Annotated in this window: 6 protein-coding genes and 1 pseudogene; all 7 read left to right on the forward strand. The window is 33.3% G+C overall.

Features of this window, described 5'->3' with window-relative positions:
* Positions 1-1059: pseudogene (locus tag H964_RS12495) on the forward strand (hypothetical protein); the annotation flags it as partial.
* Between the two features lie 767 nt (positions 1060-1826).
* Complete coding sequence (locus H964_RS12355) at positions 1827-1997, forward strand: hypothetical protein (RefSeq protein WP_156823661.1); 171 nt, start codon at positions 1827-1829, stop codon at positions 1995-1997.
* Positions 1998-2149: 152 nt separating this feature from the next.
* Complete coding sequence (locus H964_RS04700; protein WP_237738197.1) at positions 2150-3112, forward strand: ATP-binding protein; 963 nt, start codon at positions 2150-2152, stop codon at positions 3110-3112.
* A gap of 9 nt (positions 3113-3121) precedes the next feature.
* A complete protein-coding gene (locus H964_RS04705; protein WP_011918164.1) occupies positions 3122-4489 on the forward strand; it encodes a restriction endonuclease subunit S in 1368 nt (455 codons plus the stop codon).
* On the forward strand, positions 4486-4776 hold the full coding sequence (locus H964_RS04710; protein WP_011918163.1) for a nucleotidyltransferase family protein: 291 nt from the start codon (positions 4486-4488) through the stop codon (positions 4774-4776). The genes H964_RS04705 and H964_RS04710 overlap by 4 nt, the downstream gene beginning before the upstream one ends.
* Positions 4769-5116, forward strand: coding sequence for a HepT-like ribonuclease domain-containing protein (locus H964_RS04715; protein ID WP_011918162.1), 348 nt, complete (start codon positions 4769-4771; stop codon positions 5114-5116). The genes H964_RS04710 and H964_RS04715 overlap by 8 nt, the downstream gene beginning before the upstream one ends.
* A gap of 2 nt (positions 5117-5118) precedes the next feature.
* A partial coding sequence (locus H964_RS04720; protein WP_039765161.1) for a type I restriction endonuclease occupies positions 5119-5891 on the forward strand: 773 nt, incomplete at its 3' end.

Raw genomic sequence — 5891 nt, forward strand, 5'->3', positions numbered from 1 at the left:
GACACTAAATTACATGAAGAAATGGCAGAGTATGTAATTTACTTTACTTCCATAGGGGAAGAACTTAAAAAATTAGGCTTGGATATAGCTCGAATTGTTGGGGGAATTAAAGGTGAAACGAGTGGAATAGGTGATGTAGAACCAAAAGATCAAATCTCGACATTGACGAGAAATTTAATACATTCTCAGTTAGATGCAGATAGAATTGATTATTTGTTAAGAGATGCTGTTTTTTCTGGCGTTCGCTCGGGAATATTTGATCTTGATAAATTGTTAGAAGAAATTAGATATAATGAGGAAGGAAAATATGGGGTAAATATACCAGGCATCAGGGTAGTTGAACAATTTTTTCTTTCAAGATATGCAGCTTACTCTCAAGTGGTTTTTAATAGAAAAGTTCATGCATGGGAATTTATGGCGTCAGATTTTTATTATCGTCTTCTTGAAATGAAAATTAATGGTGAGTTACCGAAGACGATAGAAATATATAGTTTTGAAGAGTTAAAAAATTTATTAAAAACTGAACCTGTCAAATTTTTGAATTTTACTGACCACTTTTTCTTTAAAGTTGTCGAAAACGTTCTTGATAGTAATTTGCCTGATTATACAGTAAATATGTATGCAAAACTTATCAATGAAAGAAAACCTTTGAAAATAGTATATGTTGTGGAAGAACTGTGCAATAATAAGGAAGAATTTGAAGAAAAATTTAATAATTCTATAATATCATATTTTAGAAATGAAGAAAACAAAAGAAAGTTAGCAGAAAAAGCAGGGGTAAAACCAGAAGATATATTAATAGATGAAAAACCATTAAAGGTAACGATATTCGAAAGAGGGAAAGATCCTATTGCAGTTTTCAATAAAAACAAGGTTGTTTACAATAATATCTCAGATTGTGAATTTTCGATATTAAAGTTATTCGCGGAGAAAGTGTTATATATTGATAGAATATTTACATTTGATGAAGATAAACAACGAAAGATTCAGGGTTGCCTCAAAAATGTGTTACCTCCACAATTGCAAAAAGAGTTTAAAGATTACTTGATTAGCAGTTAATTAAATCTTCAAAAGCTTTCATCGAATTATGTTTGTTTGCTTTGGCAAAGAAGGTCTAAATGCGAAGATTTTTTGCCTTCTAAATCGATATTGACAACAACGTACCAAATAGTTTGTTGGGCCTTAGAATTATCCTTGATTTCACAATAGGAGCTATCTATTTATCAGTACAAAGGCTTTTGGGGCAAATCCCAGTGTGTGAAGAGTTGAGGTTCGTTTTTTTGTTGTTAATTTCACCGTCAGAGTAAGGCAATTTGAAATGTTGAAGAAGATTGGAGTAGCAAACTTTCACAGTGAAAATTAGCAACTAAGGACATAAGCAAGTCGGTTTAAGATGAGTCATCTCTTTTATAAGGCTGTATTAGGGCATGATGACAGAATTTGCTAACTTTTGTATGAGGAATTGAAAGTTCAAGACTACGTACTTGGGTAGTAAGCAAACTCTCATAAAATCCATTACATTTATCATTTTGATTTTTATCAATGTAAATTCTTTGTTCTGATAGCATAATGCAATTTATCAAATGTTCTAAATACTTGCTTCAAAGGAACTATCTTAAGAGCAGTACATATTCAAATTTGTTGGATTACCATATTCTTTGGTGTTTAAAAGAATGGAGTATTTTTTTATTGCAGTAAACCACTTCAGCTTTTAATAATACAATAGAAACAATTTTATTTTAGCAGCCTTTTATGAATGAGTAGGTGAAAGATTTAAATTCAAAGGACAGTGACGAGGCAAGAATAGAAACAAAAAATGGGAAGAGTTGCTTGATAAGATTTCTCAAGAAGAAAAGGAAATTAAAAAGATGAGAAGTGAAATAACTAAAAAGCGAAGAGAACTTGAAAATAAAATAGAAGAAAAGATTGAATCATTGACCGAGGAGGAAACAAAGGAGCTATTACTTGAAAAGTTCTTTGAATTTATTGACAATTAAATGAATAATTATCTAAATGCAGAAAAGAAAGAACTTGTAAAAATTTTTGAAAAACTATGGGACAAGTATCGTGTTTCATTAAATGAACATTTAAAAGAGTGAGAAAAAAACTGTCAATAAGTTAAGCAAATTTTTGGAGGAACTCGGATATTATGAGAGAGTCTAAACAAATTTCGTGGGATTCATTACCTTCTGAGGCAGGCGTTGACGAAGTAGACATCGAAACAATAGAAAGGTTTAAAAGGATGGCAAAGAAAAGATTGCCCGAAATATCCGAAGAAGATTCCATCGAAAAGATTCTCAAAAACCTTGAACTTGTAAAAGAGGATAAACTTACAAATGCAGGATTGTTGCTTTTTGGTAAAAAACCTCAAAAGTATATCCACGGTGCAGGTGCCCGTGTTGGAAGATTTAAAACTCCAACCATCATACTTGATACCATTGATGTTAGTGGAAATCTTTTCAAACAGCTTGATGGATTAATGGAAGCTATTAAAAAACATTTGAATGTTCGATTTGAAATAAAAGGGATAGAAAGAGAAGATATATGGGATTATCCTCTTGAAGCTATAAGAGAGGCAGTAATAAATGCATTAATTCATAGGGATTATTTAAGCCTTGCGGACATTCAAATAAAGATTTATGATAATAAAATTTGGTTTTTCAATCCGGGTAAACTGCCAGAAGAAATAACAATTGAGATGCTAAAACAAGATCATGGATCAATACCACGCAACAGGCATATTGCTTATGTATTTTTCCTTGCAGGATTAATTGAAAAATGGGGAAGCGGTACAAAAAGAATGGTTGAACTTTGCAGGGAAGCAGGACTGCCAGAACCTGAGTTTAAAGAAGAAGGCGGTTTTGTGGTCGAATTTTATAAAGACATATACACAGAAGAGTATTTAGCCAAGCTTGGGTTAAATGAAAGGCAGATAAAGGCAGTTATGTATGTAAAGGAGAAAGGAAGAATCACGAATAAGGAATATCAAGAGATCAACAAAGTTTCAAAAAAGACTGCAAGTAGAGATTTTGAAGAACTTGTTAAAAAAGATTTACTTAAAAAAGTAGGAATAACAGGAAAGGGAACTTACTATTCATTAAAAGATCTCTAAAGGGGTCAAATGGGTCACAATGGGGTCATAAAGGGGTCAAATGGAGGTAATGTGAAAGTGGCTAATAATGCAGAGTTTCCAAAAGAATGGACAATAGTGTCTCTTGAAAGAGATTGTGTTTTAATATCGGGTCTAAGGCCAAAAGGTGGTGCTTCAGATGAAGGAATACCAAGTTTAGGGGGAGAACATATAACTTTAGATGGTAGGATAAATTTTTCAGATGTAAATGCCAAATATATCCCTGAGAAATTTTTTAAAATTATGACAAAGGGAAAAACAGAGGAAAATGATATACTTATAAATAAGGATGGTGCCAACACTGGAAAAGTTGCAATGTTAAAAAAGAAGTTTTATAAGGATATAGCTATTAATGAACACCTTTTTATTATCAGGAGCAAAAAATTATTCGTTCAACAATATTTATTTTACTGGCTTTTTTCACGTTTTGGGCAAAAACAAATAACAGATAGAATAACAGGATCTGCTCAACCCGGTTTATCGTCAACTTTTATTAAAAATTTTTTAGTACCAAGGCCTCCTCTCCCCGAACAACGCAAAATCGCTGAAATACTTGAGACAATTGACAGTGCAATTGAGAAGACTGACGCCATTATAGAAAAATACAAACGCATAAAGCAAGGTTTGATGCAAGATTTGCTTACTAAAGGAGTGGTAAGTGAGGGTGAAGGTGAAAGCGAGAGGTGGAGGTTGAGAGATGAGAATATTGATAAATTCAAGGACTCACCGCTTGGGAGGATTCCAGAGGAGTGGGAAGTGGTGGATGTCTACGGACGTGTCAACTTAATTAATGGAGGAACTCCAAGCACAGCAAGGCCCGAGTTTTGGAATGGAAGTATACCTTGGCTATCTGTAGAAGATTTTAATATAGGCAAAAGATGGGTTTTCTCAAGTTCAAAATACATAACTGAATTAGGTTTAAAGCAAAGTGCAACAAAGCTACTTAAAAAAGGTATGTTGATAATATCTGCACGCGGTACAGTAGGTGTGTTAGCACAACTTGGGGCAGATATGGCTTTCAATCAGTCATGCTACGGCCTTGATGCAAAAGATAAAATGAAGCTCTCCAATGATTTCCTATATTATGCTTTAAAAAATTTTATTACTTCATTTTTATCGCTAGCATATGGAAATGTATTTAATACAATTACAAGAGAAACCTTTAAGGAAATTTTAATTCCTCTTCCACCTCTTCCCGAACAACAACGCATAGCTTCAATTTTATCTCAAATAGATGAAGTCATAGAGAAAGAGCAAGCCTATAAGGAAAAACTTGAAAGAATCAAAAAAGGCTTAATGGAAGATTTGCTAACAGGCAAAGTCAGGGTAAACCACCTTATTGAGGAGGAAGAAAAATGAACAGTGATATACAAGTAATTCTACAAGAACGTAAAAATTATTTAGTGGAAAAGTTCGGAGTAATTGAAATTGCTATCTTTGGCTCCTATGCAAGAGGCGAACAAAGAAAAGATAGTGATGTAGATATCATTGTTGATTTTAAAGAGGGTTACAAAACATTCGATAATTATATGAATTTGAAATTCTACCTTGAAGAACTTTTTGGTAAAAAGGTTGACCTTGTGATTAAATCAGCTATAAATCCACGTCTAAAACCTTTCATAATGGAGGAAGCAGTATATGTCTAAAAAGCGTATACTAAAAGTAATTCTTGAAGACATCATTGAAGAGATTGACCGCATTAAAAAGTTTACACAAGGGATTGAAAAATACAACAATTTTGTTGAAAATGAACTGGTTTTTTATGCAGTTTTAAAAGCTCTTGAAAATATTGGTGAAGCTGTTAAGCAGATTCCGGATGATAAAAGAGAACTTTATCCAATAGAATGGAAGAAAATCGCTGGTTTAAGAGATATTCTTATTCATGAGTATTTCGGAATAGATGCTGAAATAATCTGGGAGGTTATCAAAAAGAAGCTGCCGGAACTAGAAAAGGCAGTAAAATTCCTTCTTGAAAAGGAGAGTTAAAAATGTTTTACAAACTTGACGAAGAACATTATGTTGAAAATCCATTCCTCTTTCAGCTTCAAAGGCTTGGATGGAAGATTTATAGGCAGAACAAAGATAACCCTGAGGATACAAAAGAAATAATATCGTTCACTTCTTCATTAGAAGCTGAATATGGTGAAAGCCAGAAATTTAGAGAAAGCTTTAAAGAAGTAATCCTTGAGGGAGTTTTAAGGGAGTCTTTAAAGAGAATAAACCCATGGATAGAAGATGACCAAATAAGTGAAGTTGTTCGAAGAATTACAACACCACAGTCAAACTCTCTTTTAGAGGCAAATAAAGAAATCCACGACTTGCTTTTAGAGAACACCTCAGTTTCTGAAAATAGAAAAACAGGAGAAAAAAGCCTAACTGTTAAGTTTATTGATTTTAAAAATCCGGACAATAATTCATTCATTGCTATATCACAGTTTAAAGTGAATATAACGGGGACTGAAAAACATATTGTTCCCGATATAGTTCTTTTTGTAAATGGTTTGCCTCTTGTGGTGGTTGAATGCAAATCTCCAGCAGTTGCTGACCCAATTTCTGAAGCAATTACTCAGCTTATGCGCTATTGTAACAGACGTGGCGTAATTGAGGGAAATGAAAAGCTTTTCTGGTACAACCTATTTGTGGTAGCTACATCCAATCAGGTCGCAAAATATGGCACAATAACTTCAGAGTATGAGCACTTTGTTGAGTGGAAAGACCCTTATCCTTTTTCACTGTCAGACGTAAATCCAGATGGAAATGT

The sequence above is a fragment of the Caldicellulosiruptor sp. F32 genome, from assembly GCF_000404025.1.
Classification (GTDB): domain Bacteria; phylum Bacillota; class Thermoanaerobacteria; order Caldicellulosiruptorales; family Caldicellulosiruptoraceae; genus Caldicellulosiruptor; species Caldicellulosiruptor saccharolyticus.